11 protein-coding genes and 1 pseudogene are annotated in these 19,701 nt (G+C 68.3%); 5 read left to right on the top strand and 7 right to left on the bottom strand.

Annotated elements, in window-relative coordinates:
- The first annotated feature begins 165 nt into the window (after window positions 1–165).
- Window positions 166–1,701 (top strand): annotated as a pseudogene (locus IH54_RS40820) (ISL3 family transposase).
- Between the two features lie 23 nt (window positions 1,702–1,724).
- On the opposite strand, the gene IH54_RS45930 reads toward IH54_RS40820, so the two are convergent.
- The 3 genes from IH54_RS45930 to IH54_RS47830 all read right to left on the bottom strand — a co-directional run bounded on the left by IH54_RS45930 (window position 1,725) and on the right by IH54_RS47830 (window position 9,352).
- On the bottom strand, window positions 1,725–1,976 hold the full coding sequence (locus tag IH54_RS45930) for a hypothetical protein (protein ID WP_159012321.1): 252 nt from the start codon (window positions 1,974–1,976) through the stop codon (window positions 1,725–1,727).
- Between the two features lie 516 nt (window positions 1,977–2,492).
- Window positions 2,493–2,909 carry a hypothetical protein gene (locus IH54_RS42235; RefSeq protein ID WP_052398284.1) on the bottom strand — a complete coding sequence of 139 codons (417 nt, stop codon included), beginning with the start codon at window positions 2,907–2,909 and terminating at the stop codon, window positions 2,493–2,495.
- 8 nt (window positions 2,910–2,917) lie between these two features.
- Window positions 2,918–9,352 carry an RHS repeat domain-containing protein gene (locus IH54_RS47830; RefSeq protein ID WP_052398283.1) on the bottom strand — a complete coding sequence of 2,145 codons (6,435 nt, stop codon included), beginning with the start codon at window positions 9,350–9,352 and terminating at the stop codon, window positions 2,918–2,920.
- 735 nt (window positions 9,353–10,087) lie between these two features.
- Between IH54_RS47830 and IH54_RS0136735 the strand changes: the two genes are divergently transcribed.
- Together IH54_RS0136735 and IH54_RS0136725 are read left to right on the top strand one after the other, a co-directional pair.
- A complete protein-coding gene (locus IH54_RS0136735) occupies window positions 10,088–14,950 on the top strand; it encodes a LamG-like jellyroll fold domain-containing protein (protein WP_159012319.1) in 4,863 nt (1,620 codons plus the stop codon).
- A 464-nt stretch (window positions 14,951–15,414) separates the two neighbouring features.
- Window positions 15,415–15,912 (top strand): hypothetical protein, encoded by a 498-nt coding sequence (locus IH54_RS0136725; protein ID WP_031525384.1) that lies wholly within the window; start codon window positions 15,415–15,417, stop codon window positions 15,910–15,912.
- A 15-nt stretch (window positions 15,913–15,927) separates the two neighbouring features.
- Here the strand turns inward: IH54_RS0136725 and IH54_RS45925 are convergent, their stop codons facing one another.
- Window positions 15,928–16,086: a hypothetical protein gene (locus IH54_RS45925; RefSeq protein ID WP_159012317.1), complete on the bottom strand. Its 159-nt coding sequence runs from the start codon at window positions 16,084–16,086 to the stop codon at window positions 15,928–15,930.
- A 45-nt stretch (window positions 16,087–16,131) separates the two neighbouring features.
- On the bottom strand, window positions 16,132–16,494 hold the full coding sequence (locus IH54_RS0136715) for a hypothetical protein (RefSeq protein WP_052398282.1): 363 nt from the start codon (window positions 16,492–16,494) through the stop codon (window positions 16,132–16,134).
- A gap of 869 nt (window positions 16,495–17,363) precedes the next feature.
- On the opposite strand from IH54_RS0136715, the gene IH54_RS0136710 reads away from it, so the two are divergent.
- Window positions 17,364–17,930 (top strand): hypothetical protein, encoded by a 567-nt coding sequence (locus IH54_RS0136710; protein WP_031525382.1) that lies wholly within the window; start codon window positions 17,364–17,366, stop codon window positions 17,928–17,930.
- A gap of 117 nt (window positions 17,931–18,047) precedes the next feature.
- Here IH54_RS0136710 and IH54_RS40815 read toward each other — a convergent pair whose 3' ends face one another.
- Window positions 18,048–18,524 (bottom strand): DUF6193 family natural product biosynthesis protein, encoded by a 477-nt coding sequence (locus tag IH54_RS40815; protein WP_159012315.1) that lies wholly within the window; start codon window positions 18,522–18,524, stop codon window positions 18,048–18,050.
- Window positions 18,525–18,543: 19 nt separating this feature from the next.
- On the bottom strand, window positions 18,544–19,110 hold the full coding sequence (locus tag IH54_RS0136700; RefSeq protein ID WP_031525380.1) for an HD domain-containing protein: 567 nt from the start codon (window positions 19,108–19,110) through the stop codon (window positions 18,544–18,546).
- 126 nt (window positions 19,111–19,236) lie between these two features.
- On the opposite strand from IH54_RS0136700, the gene IH54_RS0136695 reads away from it, so the two are divergent.
- Window positions 19,237–19,701 (top strand): thiopeptide-type bacteriocin biosynthesis protein (locus tag IH54_RS0136695; RefSeq protein ID WP_031525379.1); only part of this gene is annotated, 465 nt, incomplete at its 3' end.

Raw genomic sequence — 19,701 nt, 5'->3', positions numbered from 1 at the left:
CACCCCTGAACGCCTTCCAGATCGCCTTCGAAGGCCGGCTCACCCCGGCCAACAACTGAACCCCAACAACCAAGATCAGCCGTTAACTGGACACACCCCTGTAGAACGTTCGGCTCTGTTCCGTAGTCGGTGGTGACGGCAGGTGAGGGGTGTCGTTGACGTGGCATGCGAGATGCCAACTCTCTGACCGCAGTGGTGTTTTCGGGGCTCTCGGCGCTGGTCATCGAGGATGTGGCGGATGACGGTGAGGTGATCCGGGTCATCGCACGGACCCGGGATGCTCCCGTGCCCTGCCCGGTGTGCGGGGTGGCGACCGAGAGGTTGCACGGGTATCACGTCCGGACGGTGGCGGATGTGCCGGTGGACGGTCGGCAGGTCGTGGCCCGGGTCCGGGTGCGGCGCCTGGTCTGTCCGGTCCTGAGCTGTCGGCGGCAGACCTTCCGTGAGCAGGTTCCTGGGCTGCTCGAGCGCCTTCAGCGCCGCACCACGCGTCTGACCAGGCAGGTCTCGAAAGTGGTCAAGGAGTTATGCGGGCGGGCGGCTTCCCGTCTCACCGGGTTCCTGGCCACGCCCCTCTCCTATGCCACATCCCTGCGCCTGCTGCGGCGCATACCCCCGCCGACGGTCCGCGTCCCACGGGTGATCGGCGTCGACGACTTCGCCCTGCGCCGCCGCCACCGATACGCCACGATCATCATCGACGCCAAGACCGGGGAACGCGTCGACGTCCTGCCCGACCGCGAAGCCGCCACCCTCACGGCCTGGCTGCGTGGGAAGAACGAGGTCGAGGTCGTGCGCCGGGACGCTCGGCCACCTACGCCGAGGCGATCCGCCGGGCACTGCCCGACGCGGTGCAGGTCAGCGACCGCTGGAACCTGTGGAAGAACCTGTGCGACAAGGTCCTGGCCGAGGTCCGCGCCCACGCCCCCTGCTGGGCCACCGTCAACCCACCCCGTCCCGGCGGCGTCCGCGAGCAGACCCACCCGCGAGCGCTGGCACAAAGTCCACACCCTCCTCGGCCAGGGCGTCGACCTACTCGAATGCGCCCGCAGACTGGACCTCGCCCTGAACACCGTCAAGCGATATGCCCGCAACCCTGAACCGTCGGCCGATCGCATCACCCCCCGCTACCGGCCCACCCTGGTCGACCCCTACCGTGACCACCTGCGCCGACGCCGGTACGACAACCCGGCAGTCCCCGTCACCCACCTCCTGCACGAGATCAGGGAACTCGGCTACACCGGCAGCGCCAACCTGCTGGTCCGCGACCTCAACCAGGGCCGCGCCGAAGGAAACCGCCCCGTCACCACCCCACGCCGCCTCGCCCGGCTCCTGCTCACCCACCCCGAGCACCTGCGGACCAACGACACCGACCTGCTCGCCCTCCTCACCGCGGCTTGCCCCGAAATGACCCAACTCACCGCCCTCGTCGGCGAATTCGCCGTCCTCCTGACGCCCACCGACGGCAACGACTCCAAGCTCACCGAATGGATCACCCAAGCCCGCGGCGCCGACCTGCCCCACCTGCACAGCTTCTGCAACGGCCTCGAACTCGACCGCGCCGCCGTCAATCCCGGACTGACACTCCCCTGGAGCAACGGCCGCACCGAAGGCGTCAACACTCGGACAAAGAGGATCATGCGGCAGATGCACGGCCGAGCAGGATTCGACCTCCTCCGTCACCGCATCCTGCTGCAGTGACTGCCACCGACCGTCACCACCGACTACGGAACAGAGCCGTTCACGAAGCTGTACAGGTCGTCGGAGGCGAGTCCGAGGATGAACGGTGCGGCGGGGAAGGCCAGGACGAACCCCAGCGTGGATCGGCTGCGCAGGCTCTCCGTCAGGACGTCGAGTGGGGCGGTGACGGATGGATCAGAGACAACCGACTGGTCCCGGAGGTTGAGCAGGGGGCCGCGTAAGTAGTTCCGGATCTTGTGCACGGACGGCAGGTCGGCGGCCGGCATAACACGCATCGCCGTATGGACGTCTTTTGCAGCGGTGCGCACTAGATCGCGGAGTCGTCGGAAATCCGGTACGGACAGGTCCACGAGCGATATCTGGTGGGCGAGGGCGAACTCCTGGGCATCCCGGCTGAATCCCGAGGTCGAGAAGATGGCGTAGTTGTAGCGGTACCGGGTCCTGGGCCAGGGGCTCCCCCTCAAGGCCTTCCAGGAGCTGCTGGCCACCTACCGGCAGCGCCGCCACGAAGCCGAGTCCGCCCCGCTGCCCGCGAGACGCTCGGCGAGCGCAGAGGCATCGAAATATCGCCACGCGGCACGCCCGGTCCCACACCACCAGCCCGCCAGGTCCGGTCCTCCGACGACCGGAGGAGCCTGGGTCACACGGCACCGGGGTTGATGCAGTCGACCGTCCCACTGTTCGGCAGGCCTTATGGCCTCGTCCTCGCGCGTGGGAAAGCTTTGTTCCACAGCAATCGTGGCATCACGGCGGTCTGCAATCACGCGATGGCAGACCGCCGTAATGCGCATCTATTTATCAATGATTCTCGGATCGAGCCCAATTCCTACAAGGTCACGCCTCACCTTGTCGATGAAATCTGAGATAGTCACACGAAGATCCGTCCATGCGAGAATCCGAGTGATCTTACCTGGCTCGAGACTTGATCCGACAATCCAACCGGAACCGACCTGACTGACAACCACTGCACCGGGTTCCTCGAACGAGAGCGACTGGAAGCAGAAGCCATCTTCCGGCGGCACCTCACCAGCCTCTTCCATCCATTGATTCAACTCTCGGGCCAACTCTGCAACGGGGAAGGAGCGTTCGGAGTAGACGACCTCGTCACCTTCCACGATCTTAAGGTCGGCTTCTACGTTGATCAGGAAATCAGCGAGAGTGCGTCCCCTCAGGTCCGGCGCCCCAAATCGGTCATAGTCGATCTTCATTCCCCCTCCTAAGGGTTGAAGGGGAAAGCGTTGATGACTCGACCATCATTTGCCACGACGACTCGAATTCCGGTTTGCCCCTTTGTACCGACAGTGCGCCCCATGTCAACCTCCAGCCTGAAGGTGGTGTCCTCATGGATGCCCGGATTGGGCTTGAATACTGCTTTTCCTGATCTGAGTCCCTCGGCAACCCACGACTGAGCCTCCGACTTATCCGCGGTGGCAAACATAGCGTACCTGCCCTCGAAGGAGGAGAGATGCTTGTCCTTCACAAAGATACTCCCAGAATCCTCCGCCGCCTTGTTGGCCGCCTTTGAGGCCATCTGAAGCGCACCATCCTCGACGCCTTCTTCGATTCCCCGAGTAACCAGGAGTCCGACTTCGTCCTCTCCCCCGGTGCCGATAGTCAGTGCGACCGTCCCGGCTGCTTTGGCGCATCCGCCCCAGGAGGGATTCGTGGCGCAGCCCACAACGTCAGAGGCTCCGGATGCGTGGTACAGGAAGCTGCCGATGCTGCTGGCGACGCTGCGCTGCTTCTTGACCTTGGCGGCTGCGGCAGCCCTTGCCGCCGCTGCCCTTCGGTTTGCGGCAAGGCGGTCGGTGTACAGCTTGTGCTCGTGCGCCGCGTACGCCTTGGCGTACTTGTCGTCGATCATGTAGTGGGCGGGGTTGGCCAGGTAGCGGTGGTAGCTGGTCTGGCTGGCCTTGTCATGCTTGGCGACCTGCTTCCACTTGTAGGTGCCGTTGCTGTAGGTGTAGCCGGCCGTCATGCCGCGCTGGGCGGCCCAGGCGTTGTCGCTGCTGACGCCGCCGTCGGTCGGGCCGAGGGGGATCAAACCGCTGGGGTCGGCCTGGGTGATGGGGTTGTCGCGGGTGTAGCTGTAGCCGTTGAGGAGCTGGTCGTCGGTGGCTTCGAAGATCGGGTCGAGGCTGATGAAGCGGCCGAGGGCGGGGTCGTACTGGCGGGCTCCGAGCTGGGTAAGGCCGGTGTTGGCGTTGTTCGGGGCGTTGAGGAAGCCGCGGTTGTCGAGCCAGGTGACCGCGCTGCCGCGAGTGTCGCCGTAGGGGGTGAACTGGCGCCAGGCCGGGGTCTGGGCGGTGCTGTCGAGGTAGAGGCCGCTGGTGCCGTGCTGGTCGGCGAACTCGAAGGAGTAGGCCGTGTTGAGGCCGGTACGCACGACGGTGCCGCCGCCGGGCAGGGGGAGGGAGCGCACGCCCGTGGTGGTGGTGCCGGTGAGGGTGAGCTGTTGGCCGGGCAGGTAGAGGGTGGTGGAGCTGGGGTCGGTCTGGACGAGGACGTTGCCGTCTGTGTCGTAGATGTAGTTGGTGGTGCCGGTCTTGCCGCCGCTGATCTGGGTGAGCTGGCCTGTGTTGTTCCAGGTCAGGGTCTGGTTGCCGTTGGCGGCGGTGTTGCGGGTGAGGGTGTTGCCCGCGTTGTCGTAGGTGTACGCGGTGGCGGTGGTGCTGCCGCCGGACGCCTGAGTGCTGGTCAGGGTGTGCGGCTGGCTCTTGCCGTTGCCGTCGTAGGTGTAGTTGGTGGTGGTGTCGGTGCCGCCGGTGGTGGAGTGGTCGACCTGCTTCTGGCGCTGGCCGAGGATGTCGAAGCTCCAGTTGGTCCAGTACGCGGTGCCGCCGGAGAGCTGGTCGCCGACCTGACTGTGGCCGGCCGTGGTGGGGGCGGCGGCGCAGGAGTCGGTGGCGGTCCAGGCCTGGGTGAGGCGGTCGAGCTGGTCGTACTGGTAGCACTGGGTCTCGGTGGCGGCGGTGTTGCCGAGGCGGGTGGAGACCTGCTTGGTGATGTTGCCGGACGGGTCGTAGGTGTAGTTCTGCTCGTCGACCTGGGCAGGGCTGTTGGTGCGGCTGACGAGTTGGTCGGTCAGCTGGCCGGTGTGGGGGTCGTAGGTGTTGGTGAGGTAGGCGAGGTTGGTGCCCATGCCCACGGTTTCCTGGGCGACCTGGCCGTAGGCGGTGTAGTTGGTGTTCTGGGCGTAGCCGTAGGCGGTGTCGGAGAGGCCGGACGGCAGGTCGAGGGCGGTGGTGTAGGTGTGGGTGACGACCTCGCTGGGGAGCCCGCCGCCGAGGGGGTAGCTGTCGGTCTGGAGGACTCCGGTGGCGCTGCCGTAGGTGTGCTTGAAGGTGTAGGTCTTGCCGCCGAGGGCCCCTTGGGCTGCGGGGATGGTGACGCCTTCGCCCAGGGATTCGCCGAAGACGTTGAAGCCGAGCTGCTGGGTGACGTAGGTGTTGCCGTTGTTGTAGCTGGTGGCGGTGGTGGTCTGACCGATGGCGTCGGTCACGCCCGCGTAGTTGTTGTCGTTGTCGTAGACCCAGGACGCGAGTTCGTTGCTGGTGGCCTGGTTGGCGGTGGTGGCGGCGTACTTGGCGGTCTGCCGGTCGAGGACGTCGTAGGTGTAGGAGACGCTGTTGCCGTTGGCGTCGGTGGTCTGGGTCAGGTTGCCGTTGGCGTCGTACACCATGTCGGAGGTGCCGGCGTCGGGGTCCTGCTTGGTGACGGCCTGGCCGAGCAGGTTGTAGGTGTTGGTCCAGGTGCTGCCGCCGCTGGTGGTGGTGGCCTGGTTGTTGTGGCTGTCGTAGCCGTAGGCGATGGCGTTCTTGGTGCCGCCGGTGACGTACCAGATGCCGGTGAAGGTGTTGGCGGGCCGGGTCAGGGTGGGGGCGGCGGAGTAGGAGTCGATCTCGGCGGTTCGGCCCAGAGGGTCGGTGCGGGTGGTCTTGACCGTGCCGCCGGTGGGCGGGATGACGGTGGTGGAGTCGCCGTTGTAGACGGTGACGGTTTCCTGCTTGAGCTGGGCGTACTGCTGGGAGTCGTCGACGACGGTGCGGCCCTGGCCGTCGAAGGTGTAGACGTCCTGGTCCGGGATCTGGGAGTCCTGGACCGAGACGAGGGCCAGGGCCGGGGTGGTGCTGGAGTCCCAGTAGCCGTTGTTGGTCTTGCGGACCCAGCCGTGGGAGTCGTAGACGGACTCGGTGATCAGGCGGCCGCCCTGCGGGGTCGGCTCCTGGATCTGGCGGTCGCGGCCGAGGGAGTCCTCGATGCTGACCGAGGTGGCGTAGCCGAGGGACTCGTTGAGCTTCTCGGTGGTGGTGCCGGTCAGGCCGGTCTGGGACACCGTGTAGGTGTAGATCGCGTCGGCGGGGGCGGTGGTGGGGCGGTTGTGCTCCCACACCGAGGTGGTGCGGCCGAGCGCGTCGTACTGGACGGTCGACTTGATCCCGTTGGCGTCGGTGGAGGTGAGAGTGAGACCGCGGGTGGGGTCGACGGTGGTGCCGGCGGTCTGGCCCTTCGCGTTGGTGGTGCTGGTGCCGGTGGTCAGGCCGACGCTGTCGGCCGTGTAGCCGGAGGTGGTCTTGTTGCCCTTGGCGTCGGTCGAGGTGAGGACGCGCCCGTAGGAGTCGTAGGTGGTCCGCGCGTTGTTCTGCCAGGTGAACGCGCCGCCGGTGTAGTCGGAGGCGGTGCGGACCATGGTGGCGTCGCCCTTGGTGGGCGTCGTGGTCTGCGGAAAGGTGGTGGAGAAAGCCGGGTCGTCGTAGAACGTCTCGGTGGCGGACACGACCCGCGCAGGCCGGTTGACGCTCGCCGGCGCAGCGAGGCTGTTGAACGCCTGGGGCACCGAGGAGATGGTGTTCTCGCTGAAGCCGGAGCAGGCGACCGAGTCGGTCTCCTTGGAGGAGACCAGACCGACCAGGTTCAACGTGGTGTTGGCCTTGGCGTAGCTGATGGCGGTGCACTGGTCGTAGCCGGTGTTCGCCGGAACGGTGTGCGTGTAGCTGTAGGTCGGCAGGCCGAAAGTGGCGCTGCTGGTGCCGGCGTCGTAGGTGGTGTCGGTCTCGGTGGTCTGCCAGACGGTGGTGCCGCCGTCGGTGGTGGCCTGGCGAGTCCAGGACTCTGCGGGAGCGACCTTGCCGGCGGTCAGGGCGGGCAGGCCGGTGCGGGTGCGGGTGGCCAGCGCGGGTGAGACCCAGTACGAGGTGATGGTCGACTGGTCGACCGGGCCGCTGGTGCCGTTGTAGACGGTGGTCTCGAGCGGCTGGCCGGCGAGCTGGTCGCTGTCGGGGTGGGCGCCGCCCTGGGAGTCGGTCACCGACACGGAGCGGGTGCTGCTGGAGGAGAGCCAGTCGCCGTCCATGCCGCGGTAGTAGGCGGTGACGGACTCGGTCTTGGGGTCGTTGTCGGTGCCGTCGCCGGTCTGGGCCTCGACACTGCCGTAGCCGCGGAACTGGCCCCAGGTGCGGTACTTGGCCTTGACGACCTCGTTGTCGTCGTAGTGCCAGGCCGCGCCGCCGCTGTAGGTGTAGTCGGTCTCGCGGGCGACCGAGCCGCCGGTGGTGTCCTGCTCGAGAACCTGGGTGACGGCGTACTTGTGGAACCAGTCGGTGATCGGGGCGGTGTAGTCCTTCGGGGTCCACGAGACCGGGTAGCAGGACTTGGTGTTGCCCGACGGCGACGCCGTGGCCACGTAGGTGGCGTCACACGCGTACGGGAGCCCGTAGGTGACCGAGGTGACTCCGCCGGTCTCGCTGGTGACGGAACCGATGCGGTAGCGGTACAGGCCGGGGTAGTTGGTGGTGTCGACGCGGTTTTGCAGGTCGGTACCGGTGAACTTGACCGCGGGCAGGGTGATCGGGGAGGCGGAGCCGCCCGCGCTGGTGTCGTCGCCCTTGTGGGTGAGGGAGGACAACCACAGGGTCGGGGAGGTGCCGTCGCCGGTGGCGGGCTCGGACTGGCCCAGGGTGTAGGTGTCCACCGTCTTGTAGGCGGAGGCGGCGGTGGAGTACTGCTGCACCTTGATCGAGGTCAGGCGCACGGTGGAGAAGTAGGAGGGGCTGTAGGAGGTGCAGGTGGCCCCGGAGGCGCAGATCAGGTCGTAGGGGACGTCGGGGTACTCGCTGGCGGCGTTGCTGGCCGAGATCGGGTCGCAGGTGGCGGCGGTGCAGCGGGCGGCGGTGGTGAACACAACTTGGTCGGGGACGGTGCCGAAAGCGTTGCCGTCGGTGAAGCCGTAGTCGATGCGGGCGAGGTGGGAATCGCGGACGTAGGAGGCGTTGTGGGCGCCGTTGTCCTCGCCGTAGTAGTTGGTGTCCTGGCCGTACCAGTAGGACATGGCGTTGCCGTGGACGTCGGTGACGTAGTCCAGGTGCCAGCGGTAGGCCATGGTGCACACCGAGGAGGTGAATCCGGCCGCGCTGTAGCAGGGGTCGCCGGAGTGCGCGGAGTAGACCGGCTCGGAGTCCACCGAGTTGGTCGTCGCCTTGCCCGAGGTCCAGCCCGGGAGCTGGTTGCGGCCGAAGGTGTAGGAGGTGCCGTCGCGGTCGGTGACGGTCCAGTAGTCGGTGTTGTATGTGCCGGTGCCGTTGTCGGAGCCGGTGACGTGGGTGACCTTCTCGCCGCTGCCGTCTGCGGCCGTCCAGTTGCCTGAGGAGTCCTTCAGCAGCGAGGTGGAGGAGCCGTTCAGCGACAGGGTCAGGACCGGGCCGTCGTAGCACATGTCCACGGTGGACGCCGGGGATGCCGAGCCGTCGGGGTTGTCGGAGCAGGAGGCGAAGCTCTGCTCGATGAATGAGTCCGGGGTGTTCCAGCCGTCGCCGGCCCAGGACGACTGGGCCTGGGTGGAGGCGGTCTTGCCGTCGATCGAGCCGGAGTCGTAGCCCAGCGACACGGTGGGCTTCAGGTCTCCTGAGGCGTCCGCGAGCTGGATGGCGTAGGAGTAGGTGAAGGAGCCCGTGGAGCCTCCGGTCGACCAGGAGCCGGACGGGCTGAGCGAGGTCGCGGAGTAGCTGCCCGCGCCGCCGCCAGTGCCGGCGGCGGCGGCGAGGACGGTGTCCGCGGAGGTGGCGACGGCAGTGACGAAGCCTGTCGTCGCCGCGGTGGCCGACGGCGTCGCCGTGGTCTGCGGGGTCACGGTCGGGGTGAGGCCGACGGTGGCCGAGACCGTGTCGGTGCGGGCGTCGCGGCTGGTGGTCAGCGGCTTCTGGGTGCGGCACTCGGCCTTGTCCGGGGTGGACAGCGCGCAGGCCGGCAACTGGACCAGGTGCAGCCGGGATGCGTAGTTGCCACCGTAGGCCTGGGCGAACTTGCTGTAGTCGAGGCCGACCTCCACGTCGCCCTTGCGCCCATCGGTGGAGCCGACGGTGAAGACCACACCCGCGATGCCCAACTTGGCTGCAGCCGTGTGGGGTTGGACGTGAACGGCGACGTCGGTAGGGCCGCTGTAGGTGCCCTTCTTCGGGGCGATGCCCTTGACCCACAGCGGGGTGGCGCCGGCCTGGGTCTTACCCTGCGTCCCGGTGGTGGGGGCGGTGAGCGTGGCCTGCGCGGAGTCGGCGCTGGGCCAGGCCGTCGCGGTGGCGCGGTAAGGGCGGGTGGTCTGGTCGGTGACCTTGGCTTTCTTCCCCTTGACGGCGGTCACGCCGGTGACCGAGGCCACACCGTGCACCTTCGGGGCCCCTGCGTGGCCGCTGGCCAGTGCGGGAGTGGTGCCGGCCAACATCGGGGCGGCCAGGGCGAGGACGGTCAGGGTGCCTGCCCACCGCCGTCGTGCAGGCGCTCCTTCCGGTCGGTTGTGCCGCCACGTTGTTCGGCCCATGGCCAACCCCGCCTTGTCTCTCTGATCCGCCACGCGGGCAGGACGTACTGCTGGCTGTTCGAAGCCAGTGCTGCGGCCGTGAATATCGCAGAAGGTCACACAAGTGTGGGTTGGGAGTTTCCTGGCATTTCAGACAAGTGGAGGTAATGATTCCGCAAAAGCTTCACCAGTGAACCCTACGAAAAACGAACATATGGTGACGAGCAGTCGCGTCTGCCTCGCCTTCACCATGTGGACTAGTAGGGCCTCTGGCCCAGGCGAGAGGTGGGTTCGTACCGATGTGACGGGACGAATCCGGCAAGATCGCAAAGTGAGTGGGGGATGCTCATCTTCTTGGGGTTCAGGCGGCCGACGGCCTGCGTACAGCGCAGCGGTGGACGTATCGGCAGTCCGCGCCCCTGATGACGTGCCGCCGCACGCGCTTTGCGTCAGCCCGACCCCGGCGTTGGTACCGGTTCTGCTGATCTGGCAGGCCGCCGTTTCCCGAGCCGACCGTATGACCCGCTCGCCCGAGCACCCTTCCCCCGTCGACCCGGGCCCAGTCCGGCGGCTTCGAGCACCACCAGGAGCACCACCTTGTCCAGAACCGTTTCCCCACGGCGCCGTGCCGTCGCGGTGGCTGTGGCGTCAGCGCTGGGCGCGCTGTCGCTGGCTGCCGCGATTCCACCGGCGCAAGCTGCTCCGAGCGGCAGTGACACGTCCAAGACGGCCCTGGACGAGGCTCATGCCTCGGCCAAGGCCCGGGAAACGGGCAAGAAGGTCGCAGTCGACCTGGCCACGACCCCGACCGAGACCGAAACGGCCAACCCGGACGGTTCGTTCACGCTCACCCAGTCCGCGCAGCCGATGCGCAAGTACGCCGACGGCGCGTGGAAGGGCCTGGATGCGACGCTGACCCGCAACAGCGACGGCAGCCTGTCGCCGAGCCTGTCCACGACCGCCCTGACCCTGTCCGGGGGTGGGAAGGGCCCGCTGGCAGTCATGAAGGACCTGAGCCGGTCACTGGCGCTGACGCTGCCCTCCTCCATCCCGGCCCTGCCTGCCCCCACCGTGTCCGGCGACAGCGCGACCTACGCCGAGGTGCTCCCCGGGGTGGATCTGAAGGTGACCGCCGACAACCAGGGCGGCTTCTCCGAGGTTCTGGTCGTCAAGAACGCCACCGCGGCAGCGAATCCCGCGCTGGCGACCCTCGACTTCACCACGCATGCCAAGAACGTGTCGATGGCCACCGACGCGGCCGGCAACATCACGGCCAAGGATGTGCGCGGCCGCACTGTGTTCGCCGCGCCGGCGCCCACGATGTGGGACTCCGCCGACACCACCGCTGCAGCCCCTGCCGCCACGACCTCCGCCACCACGCCCGGCGAGGCTGCGGCGCGCGACGGGCGCCCGGCCAAGTCGAGCACCGCCGCACCGGGCCGCAGCGCACACGTCGCCGGAATCAAGGCCCACTACAGCGACGGCAAGATCCAGCTCACCCCCGACGCGTCCTTGCTGACCGGCAAGTCGACGGTCTTCCCGCTGTACATCGACCCGTCCTACAGCGCCGGCGGCGGCGTGCTGCAGGCGTGGACCTACGTCGCCTCCGACTACCCCACCACCAGCTACTGGAAGACCACCAGCGCGGCCGGGCTGCGCGTGGGCTACCAGGGCTGGGAGTCCCCGTACTACACCGGGCGCACCTTCGCGCAGATGTCGGTGGACAGCCGGATCTACGGAGCGCAGATCCTGTCGTCGACGTTCTACGCCACCGAGACCTACGCGCCCTCGTGCACCGGGAAGCCGGTGGAACTGTGGCTGACCGGCGCCATCTCCTCGGGCACCACCTGGAACGCGCAGCCGTCCTGGTCCTCGAAACTGGACACGCAGACGACCGCCCACGGCTACAACAGCTCCTGCCCCACCGCCTCGGTCGGCTGGGACGCCAAGAGCGCCGTGCAGTCCGCCGCCAACGGCTCCCGGGCGAACATCACCCTGGGCCTGCGGGCCTCGGACGAGGCGGACCCGTACGGGTGGAAGAAGTTCGACCCCTCGACGATGACGATGACGACGACGTTCGACCACAAGCCGAACGTCCCGACCAACCTGACCACGTCGCCCGCGAGCACCTGCACCAGCAGCCTCAAGACGCTGGGCGACGGCGACATCACCCTGTCCGCCGGCGTCTCCGACACCGACGGCGGCACCCTGAGCGCCACCTTCGACGTCTTCAAGACCACGGGCGGTGCGAACATCACCACCCAGACCGTCAGCTCCGCCTCCGGGCACAACGCCGTCTACACCCTGAGCCAGGCCAACCTCGACAAGTGGCTGGGCACCACCGCGCCCACCGGCGTGTCCTGGAGAATCTCCTCCGTCACCGACGGCACCTACGCGGTGGGGCCGTCCAAGACCTGCAGCTTCACCTTCGACCCCACCCGGCCCGGCGCGCCCACGGTCAACGACTCGGACGGCAAGGACTGCAACGACAGCACGTCCACCGTCGCCTACCAGGTCAGTTCCACGGCCACGTTCAGCGTCAGCCCCAACACCAAGGGCGTCGCTCCCGCCAGCTACCTGTACCAGCTGAACGCCGGTGCACCGATCTCCACCACCGGGTCCATCACCCTGAAGCCGACCCGGGGCACCAACGTCCTGACCGTCACCTCAATCTCCTCAGGCGGGAACGTCGGCGACACCCGCACCTGCTACGTGTACGCCGCTCCGCCCACCACTCCTGCCGCCGACGGCGACCTCAACGGCGACGGCACCGCGGACCTGACCGTGGTCGGCAGCCAGGCCGACCTGCCCCCCGGCCTGTGGCTGGCCAGCGGCCGCAGCAGCGCCCAGGTCGCCACCGCCGCCACCCAGCTCGGCGCGTCCGGCACCGGTGTCAAAACCGAGGGCAGCGCCGCCGACTGGAACAGCACCCAGGCCGTCACGGGCCACTTCAACACCGGCTCCGGCTTCAACGACGTCGTCGACTACAACCCCGCCACCGGCCGGGGCTTCCTCCTCAACGGCAACGGCGACGGCTCCCCCTTCGCCACGCCCACCAGCGACAACTCGACCCTGCTGCAGGGCGCGCCGTTCACGGACCAGTACGGGCACCTGGCCACGAGCATCGCCCCCGGCGGTGGCCTGTACAACACCCTCAACGGCTACCCCGCCACCGGGTACCCCGACCTCCTGCTGGTCATCAACGGCCAACTGGTCGACGAGGGTTCCAACCCCGCCGCGGGCGCGTTCACCGGACCCGACAACGCGGTGCCGATCTCCTCGACCAACCCTGCTGGCAGCGGAGACTGGAACGGATGGACCCTCGCCACGGCCCAGCTGAACGGGCTGCCCGCGCTGTACGCCCGTGACACCAGCAGTGGCGCGGTGTACTACTACAGTCCGACCGACCTGGAGAACCTCGCCTACGGCAGCACCGTCACCCCGGTCCAGGTCGCCTCCAGCGGCTGGACCTCGGCCGCGGCCCCCGTCCTGCAGGCCGCCGACCTCAACGGCGACGGCACCCCGGACCTGCGCAAGGTCGACGACGCCGGCAAAGTCACCGCTTACCTGTTCAATGGCACCACCCTGACCGGGCAGAGCGGCCAGACCCTCACCAGCGGCACCCACAACTGGTCGCTGGCGGACTACACCACCACCACCGCCACCGCGGCGGACGCGGCCACGAGCGGCCCGCTCACCCTGACCGGCGCCGGCGGGATCACCGCCAACACCGGCGACCTGTTCGACCCCGACATCGCGCTCGACCAGAGCAAGTCCGGCTACCTGCACACCACCGGCAAGGCTCTCGACCTCACCCAGAGTTTCACGGTCTCCGCCTGGGTGAACCCGACCGCCAACAACACCGCTGTCCTGTCCCAGAACGGCAGCGCCGACTCCGGCATGGTCCTGTCCGCCACCACCGGCGGCTGGCAGTTCGCCCTCAACACCGGTGCCGGCACCGCCTGGAGCTTCCACTCCGTCACCGGCGGAACCGTGCAGCTGGGTGCCTGGACCCACCTGACCGCCACTTATGACAAGCCGACCGGGGTGATGAACCTCTTCGTCGACGACGTCTTCGTCGCCACCGGCACCCACCCCGCGCCGACCACGGGCGCCACCGGCAACTTCGAGATCGGTGCCGAGCAGCACGACTCGGCCGGCAGCGCCTACTTCGACGGGCAGATCGCCGGCGTCCAGACCTGGAGCGGCAGCGTGCTGGCGCCCAGCCAGCCCTACACCCCTGGCAGCTACCACCAGTCCGTCACGCCCACCCGCGTGCTGGACACCCGCTCGGCCAGCGGCCTGACTCACACTCAGGGAGTCACTGCCGGCACCAGCACCGTCCACCAAGGCTCCGTCACCGCCCTGCAGATCGCCGGTGACGCCGTCAGCCCCTCGGCCAGTGGCGCCCCCACCACCATCCCCAACTCCGTCAGCGCCGTCGCCATCGACGTCACCGTGCTGAACCAGACCGGGGCCGGCTTCGTGACGACCTACGCCGACGGAACCCAGCGGCCCATCACCTCTTCCAACAACTACGCCGCGAACACCACCGTGACCGGCTACCAGATCGTCCCCGTCGGCCTCGACGGCAAGATCGACCTCTACACCGCCGGAAGCAGCACGGACACCGTCGCCCTGATCGTCGACCTGACCGGCTACTTCACCACCGACGCGGGCCTGACCGGCGACCAGGGATACACCCCGCTGACCACGGCGACCCGAACCCTGGACACCCGGAGCAGCATCGCCAACACCTCCGGACTGAGCGGCACCGGAACCGTCCCGGGCAACACCACGTTCACCCTCAAGATCCAAGGTGTCGGCGGTGTCCCGGCCAACGCCACCGCGGTCGCCGTCAACCTGACGACCGCCGGGGCCACGGGAGCCGGCTACCTGGCGGCTTACGCCACCGGCACCTCCCCTGCCGCTGACACCGCCCTGACCTACGACACCTCCAGTGCCCTGTCGTCCATGGCGGCGGACGTGCCGGTGGGAACCGGCGGCACCATCACCATCTACAACCACGGCAGCGCCACTGCCGTCATCGTCGACGTCTCGGGCTACTACACCGCCGGGGCCGGCGGCCAGGCCTACCACCCGGTCAACCCGACCCGCCTCGTCGACACCCGCAACGGCACTGGCGGCACCAGCGCCGCACCGATCGCCTCCATGGGTACCTACACCGTGAGCACCGCGGACACCCAGCAGGTCACCACAGCGACCGCGCCGACCTTGGCCACGGTGCTGACCGTCACCAACACCGGGGCGGCCGGCTACGTCAACGCCTACCCCACCGGGGCCACCCAGCCCTCCACCTCCAACATCAACTTCTCCGCCAGCGACATCATCGCCAACCTGGCGCTCACCCCGACGAGCGACACCGACCAATTCAGCCTCTACAACCGCAGCAGCAGCACCCTCGACCTCATCGTCGACTGCAGCGGCTACTTCTCCTGACCCGCCGCCCCGCACCCCGCGGGGCCCGGTGACCGCCCCGCGGGTAGGCGCGCTCCTGCCCGCCTACCCGCGGGGCAGTGACGTCCTCCTCCCCCACCGGCGGCTCGTCAACCCCTGGACGTCGCCGCGGCGGACGTCCCCGATCAGTACGGCCAGGCGCCGGGTACGCCCGGTGTCAGCCACAACCCATGCCAGCAGTACCAGCACGGCCGCGACCGGCACCGCCGCCACGGCCTGGTGCAGGGCGATGTCCTGCTCGCCGCCGGCACGGCCAGCAGCGTGGGCGGAGACGGGGAAGAGCAGGGGGACGAGGAGGAGCGGGCAGGCGCCGAGGGCCGCCCGCCATGCGTGGGGAAGCTTTTTGCCCAGGAACTGTCCTGGCGAAGCGGTTCCGCATGGGCAGGTCGTCGGGGAATCACCGGGATGGCCCCGTGGGCGAACGGTTGCCGCGTACAGTCCGGCCTATGAAGGCGGAACCGGAGCTGACCGACGACGAGCACCTGCGGGCCCTGGCCGTGCTGGAAGCCGTCCTCGGCAACGACGACACTGCCTTGAACGTCCTGTCCCGCCGCGGGTCCGCAGGGCCGGGAGAGCGCGCGCTGCCGGAGCTACTCGCCGCGTACGGGCACCACGCGATGCACCACATCCTGCTCGCGTCCTACGACATCGACGCCGACCACGACCCCGCCGAAGCCGGCCGGCACGCCGCGGCGATGGACCGTGACCCGTTCGCCCGCCTCGTCCACGTCCTGATCGACACTCTGCACCAGCAGGCCGCCCTCGCCGGCGACGACCCCGCCACCGCCAAAGCCATCGGCGCAACGATCCTCAAGACCTTCGCCGCCTTCACCGCCTTCCCCGACCACACCCCCGGCCGCAGGAACGAACCGGCCCTCGACACCCCAGAGGACGCGCAGGCCTTCCTCCAGGCACTCCGCGACGAAGTCCTCGCCCGCATCTGACAGCACGCCCCCGCATCATTCCCGCAGATCCACGCGGTGCGGGTCGTCCCACATCAAGACGAGTTCCTCCACGCGGCCGGCCCGCTCCTCGAGGAAGGTCTCCTTCTCCCAGCTCTGCATCTCCCGCTCCTGCTCCCGGCGGTCGGCCTCGGCGCGGCCGGCGCTCCGCCTCACCCTCCTCGCAGGCCGCCCGCAAGGGCGTCGCACTCGCGGTCGCCATCACAGGGGCGGCGGGGCAGCGTGGAAGTTCTCCCCGCCGTAGAGAGACTCGTAGCGGATCTCAATACGGAGGCGGCCGGCGACCATTTCCCAGAACCAGGCGTCGGCGGTGTCGTCGAACGGGTCCAGGAGTAGAAGGTATTTTTTGTCGCCGGGGAGAAGGGTGGAGCCGGTGAAGAGAGCTGAGATCACTGGTTCTCGCGGCGCGCCTGCGAAGACGTGGTGGAAGGCTGACAGATTCCACTGACCCAGGTGTGTGCCGTCGAAGTAGACCTCGGTGCTGGTGACGAGCGCGGGTCCGAGGCCCGCGTTGACCGCCAGCAGACCCGCTCGATGGTCGGGCTTGAGGCGCACTTGGTGCACTCGAATCAGCGGGCGTACCGACTGACGGTTGTGCCGGATAGTACTTCGGGACTGTACGACCGACACCCATAACGAACCCAACGCGACAACAGTCGCGCTCCCTGCCACCAGTAGCTCAGCGCTCACGTGTCCCCCACTCCGCCTTACGGCGGTTCTTTCCCCGTCCGTAGCTGCCTGACTCACACACCAGGCCGACGTTGCAGCGGCTCTGGTGCACGACCAGATCCGCCGATCCGCCGTGAGCTTGGTCGGCGCGCCTCCGCGCGTTGTCCACGAACATGCCCAGCTTGTGGGGTACGCCCGCCGCTGTGAGCGCCGGCGGCGTGACCAGTGGTCCGCCGCCCGAGAGGGCAAGGCTCTGAGACCGGCCGGGCAGCAGGAACACGGACAGACGGCCCTCCCCCCGAGGCTCCGGTTGACAAGAGCGACCAAACGCGCACCGCTCCCTCCTACGCCTTACTCGCGTCTCGCCAAGCGCGCATTCGGCTCCTGACTCTGTTGTGCACCGTGGTCGCGCTGTGGATGAACGAGGCGAGGAGCTGGCCGTGCGTCGGGGCTGGGAACCGGACGACCTGGTTGAGGTCTGGACGCTGCTGGAGGAGGACCAGGATCGGCTCCGTAACAAGTGGGGGCGAACAGGCTCACCGAGGCAGACCGGCGCGGCCTCTCCCCTCTGTTCTGGACCCAGGTGAACCCCTATGGCAGGTTCGAGCTGAACATGAACCCCCCTGCGCCTCGGCCCGCTTCTGCCGCAGCAGCGCATGCCGCAGGATCACGCCGAGCGAACCGAGGATGCGACGGCGCCTTGATCCTTTCGTTCCGTGCCTGCTCAATCGGCGCAGGTCTCAGCTGTCTCCAGAGGGGCGACTGTGCCGTTCAACACCGAAGCCGATGCCGGAGTTGCCGAACGGGACGAGTGGCCCTATTCGCCGGCCGTCGGGGTCGGACCGCTCCGGTTCGGCAAGACCGTCGACGAAGTGGTCGAGGCGGCTGAGATGCTCGGCCAGTCGGGCGTCAGCGAGTGTTCACCGGGCCCCGCGATCTTCTCGCCGACGTGGAAGATCGAGGTCCATCGTCGCGGCGTGGCTCCTTCTGCGCCTGCCGTCACCGCCTATGTGAGCCAAGCTGTGGGGCTGTTCTGCGTGGCTGCCGACGCCGTGCCCCAGGTCGCGCACGACGGACTCACGCTGGTCGGAAGAGACCTGTCGGAGCTGGAGCGCGACGCGATCGCTTATGCCGAGACAGTGGACGGGCACTTCCGCTACACGCCCGAGGGCTACGCAGGACCGGATGATCCCGGGGTCGTGATGCGTGGACAACGGGTCGGGCATGTCCTCCGATCGCGTCCGTTGTTCATGGTGACGCGCGACGGCGCGTATACCGAATGGGACTCGCTGCCGCACGAGGAGTACCGCAACGGCCAGTTCCACGCCTGACTCGATGTGGCTCATGACGGAGCAGCGCGGCCGTGATTCCGGGCTGACGCGGGCCGACGGTGCCGCTCGCGGCTCCCGTCATGGCGCCGGATGTCTATAGAGCTCGTCCTGTCCGCGTCAGCGGCCGGTCTGCTCGTGGGCGACGGCCGGCCCGAGCCCGGCGGGGAGGTTGCCGACGACGAGGGACACCGCGGCGTCCGCGGTATTTGCGAACCCGAGGACCTCGGCACGGCGAGGGCCGCGGACGCGGAACCGCCCGTCATGCAGCGGGTCTACCGACGGCACCTGGATTGACCAGGGGTAGCTCGTGAAGCTGCTGAAGTTCAGGTTGTAATGGCTGGTGAAAGGGTAGAGCTGCCGCAGCCTCGGTTCCGCTCCGGCCGCCTCAATCAGGGACACGATGCCCGGGTAGTCAGTGCCCGGCTTCAAGATCTCGTGCCGCATGTGATGCCACTGCCAGACGAGCAACAGCTGTTGCCAGCGCGCCTCCACGGTCGCCGAAGGTCCGAGCTTGCGGGCCGCTGCGAGATCGGGAAGTTGCGGCCTCGGCGGGATGCTGGGCGTCTGGCAGGGACCGTCGGGGCTGATCGTCACGGTGTGCTGCCCCCTTCTGTCAAGCGTGGATTGGGAAGGATCCCTGGAACGCCAGGCGACCGTCGGCGTCATCGCCGATGCGGGAGAGGACTTCGTCGAATGCGATGAACTCCTCCCATGCCGCCCGACCGGTCTCTTCGGCCAGCCGGGCAACGACAAGGTCCTCCAGGTCGGAGACGCGCTTGTTCTTCCAGATCTTGTCGGCGAGGCTCACCAGGAGGTCCTCCAAGCCGACACCGGGCTCTGTCCACGACGCGTGTGTCGCGGCGAAGCGGGCGAGCTCCGGGCTGACGCCGCGGCCAAGTAGAAGAGCCTGTCCAGCCTCCTCGTGCGCCGCACCGGGCCCAGAGAGCTCGGAGACGTGCACGGTCTTCCCGATGTCATGTGTCGCGGCGCCGAAGAGCACCGCCTCGCGGTCGAAGAGGACGGCCGGGTAGCGCCTCCCGATCCAGTCGACCAGCTGGTGCGCGACATCGTGGACGGCTCGCAGGTGGGCTGCCAGCCGCGGCGGACTTCCCAGCTCGATCAGGAGCTCTACGACGCGATCGGGTAGCGGCCACAGCGGTGGGTCGACGGTGCGACTCATGGCCCTCGACAAGGCAGTGTCGGTCGTCACCGCGTCAGGGTACTGACCGCGGCCCTCTTTGTGTTCGCTAGGGGATCCCTCACCGGGACAACCGAGACTGCTTTCCCGAACCGCTCGACTGCGCAAATGCCATCTCGTCGGTGGGCCCCTTTCGGCCCCGGGAAGCACCGCCAGCCCCCCGGCACCCTCGCCACCCGCGGCAACTTCGCTTCCGGGCTGGGGGACAAGGGGGACGCGCCGGCCTGGTGGCACACGACCCTGGCCTTTCCCGGCAGCACGGTCACGCCGGAGAGCGCCCGAGCCCTGCATGCGGGACTGCGCGACCAGCGATTCCACTTCCTCCTCAAGGACGGCGGACTGCGGCTGCGCACGGAGTACCTGATGTTCGACCTGCTCGAAAAGCTCGTCGCCGACGGGCAGATCCGCAGCTGGACCAGCGGCATCTACGAACCGGAGACCCACGCGTTCGGCGGCCCCGAGGGCATGGGCGTCGCACACGAGCTGTTCTGCGCGGACTCCCGCGACGCCCTGCCGCAGATCGGTGTCCCCGGAGGCCGCGAGCGCTCGATCCTGCTGCTGTCCGCCATGTTC

Origin of the sequence: Streptomyces sp. NRRL F-5123, from assembly GCF_000721495.1 — a bacterium.
GTDB lineage: Bacteria > Actinomycetota > Actinomycetes > Streptomycetales > Streptomycetaceae > Actinacidiphila.
Note: the sequence above shows the minus strand (reverse complement) of the source record. Positions and strands in the feature narration are given on the sequence as shown.

Bases quoted from the DNA above. Each gene is read 5' to 3' on its own strand.
- IH54_RS45930 (WP_159012321.1), bottom strand. From the start codon at position 1,976: ATGCGTGTTATGCCGGCCGCCGACCTGCCGTCCGTGCACAAGATCCGG.
- IH54_RS42235 (WP_052398284.1), bottom strand. From the start codon at position 2,909: ATGAAGATCGACTATGACCGATTTGGGGCGCCGGACCTGAGGGGACGC.
- IH54_RS0136725 (WP_031525384.1), top strand. From the start codon at position 15,415: ATGAAGGCGGAACCGGAGCTGACCGACGACGAGCACCTGCGGGCCCTG.
- IH54_RS0136700 (WP_031525380.1), bottom strand. From the start codon at position 19,110: ATGAGTCGCACCGTCGACCCACCGCTGTGGCCGCTACCCGATCGCGTC.